We start from the raw sequence: 1679 nt of genomic DNA, 5'->3' as shown, positions 1-1679 counted from the left end.
TCCCCTACCTTTGGATATAAATCCCAGTTTTCCCGTCAAATTATTAATTATTGCCCTGTTTACCCTGCTTGCTATCTTTGCTCTCTGGCAATTGGGGCGCAATCTGCAACGACAATGGCGCGAAGCGGGGCAAATTAGCGGTAAAAGCTATCAACCGACGCAAAAGAGAGCTTTAATCTTTTGGGGGTTGTTAGGGGCGATAATACTGCTTTTTCTGTATATAAACGGTGTAATTGCCTTGAATGATTATAATTACAAAGCGGGGCTGATGGTGGTAGTTTTAATACTCCTCGCTCTCGTTTATACTGGTTTAGAATTACTTTTGCGATCGCCTTGGGGACGCATCCTCAAAGCGATTCGGGAAGATGAAGAAATTCCCCGGGCTTTGGGAAAAAATGTCTTTTGGTATAAGTTACAATCTTTGATGTTAGGCGGTGCGATCGCTGGTTTAGCCGGGGCTTTTTTAGCATGGCAATTAACCACTATTTACCCGACTAATTTTGAGCCGTTATTGACTTTTAACGCTTGGATTATTATCATTCTCGGTGGCTCTGGTAGCAATGCCGGCACCTTACTAGGAGCAGTAATTTTCTGGGCTTACGATTCCCTGACTCGCTTTATTCTGCCCCAATTAGATATTTTTAATGATAGCCAATTAGGGGCTTTACGGATTATGATTATCGGTCTGCTGCTCATGGTTTTAATGATCTGGCGCCCCCAGGGTATCCTCGGCAAAAAAGAGGAGTTAACTTTGGGAAAATAATTTCAGTTATCAGTTATCAGTTATCAGTTATCAGTTCATCGATTACTCTTCACTGAAAACACTTCCCACTTCATAATTCATAATTCATAATTTATATATGTTACTTTCTGCCAAAGGATTATCGAAAAGTTTTGGAGGCATTCGCGCCGTCAATAATGCTTATTTGGATGTGCCGCAGGGCAGCATCACCGGGTTAATCGGACCAAATGGAGCCGGCAAAACTACACTTTTTAACCTTTTATCTAATTTTATTCGCCCGGATAAAGGGGAAGTTTTTCTTGATGGTCAGCCCATTCATCAGCTGCCTCCCTATCAAATTGCCCTAAAAGGATGTGTAAGAACTTTTCAAGTCGCCAGGGTATTATCCCGATTAACGGTGTTAGAAAATATGCTCTTAGCTAGTCCTGGACAAACGGGCGAAAATTTTCTCAAAGTCTGGTTTCAGGGGGCAAAAATTCGCCAACAGGAACAGGAAAATCGTGACAAAGCTTTGGACATATTAGATTCGATCGGTCTGGGGGAAAAAGCGCACGATTATGCGGGGGCTTTATCGGGAGGACAGCGTAAATTATTAGAGATTGGCCGAGTGCTAATGACCGAGCCAAAATTAATTTTATTAGATGAACCAGCCGCCGGAGTTAATCCCACTTTAATCGGTCAAATCAGCGACCATATTATCGAATGGAATCGTCAGGGAATTACCTTTTTAATTATCGAGCATAATATGGATGTGATTATGTCCCTTTGTCACTACGTTTGGGTATTAGCAGAAGGGACAAATTTAGCCGATGGCATTCCCAGCGAAATCCAAAAAAACGAGCGGGTTTTAAAGGCTTATTTAGGAGACTAAAGCTAATTTTTGCACCTGTTCAACAAAGTTAGCCAGAATTTTTAAGCCATTAGTCGAGGATTTTTC

Annotated in this window: 2 protein-coding genes and 1 pseudogene; 2 read left to right on the top strand and 1 reads right to left on the bottom strand. The window is 41.8% G+C overall.

Annotated elements, in window-relative coordinates:
• Positions 1-763 (top strand): branched-chain amino acid ABC transporter permease (locus PX484_RS07595; protein ID WP_288103347.1); only part of this gene is annotated, 763 nt, incomplete at its 5' end.
• A gap of 97 nt (positions 764-860) precedes the next feature.
• A complete protein-coding gene (locus tag PX484_RS07590; RefSeq protein ID WP_287667751.1) occupies positions 861-1613 on the top strand; it encodes an ABC transporter ATP-binding protein in 753 nt (250 codons plus the stop codon).
• On the opposite strand, the pseudogene PX484_RS07585 reads toward PX484_RS07590, so the two are convergent.
• Positions 1602-1679: pseudogene (locus PX484_RS07585) on the bottom strand (imidazole glycerol phosphate synthase subunit HisH); the annotation flags it as partial. The gene PX484_RS07590 and the pseudogene PX484_RS07585 sit on opposite strands and share 12 nt — an antisense overlap.

The sequence above is a fragment of the Microcystis sp. M49636_WE2 genome (genome assembly GCF_030065375.1).
Classification (GTDB): Bacteria; Cyanobacteriota; Cyanobacteriia; order Cyanobacteriales; family Microcystaceae; genus Microcystis; species Microcystis aeruginosa_C.
This window is presented reverse-complemented; position numbering and strand designations above follow the sequence as displayed.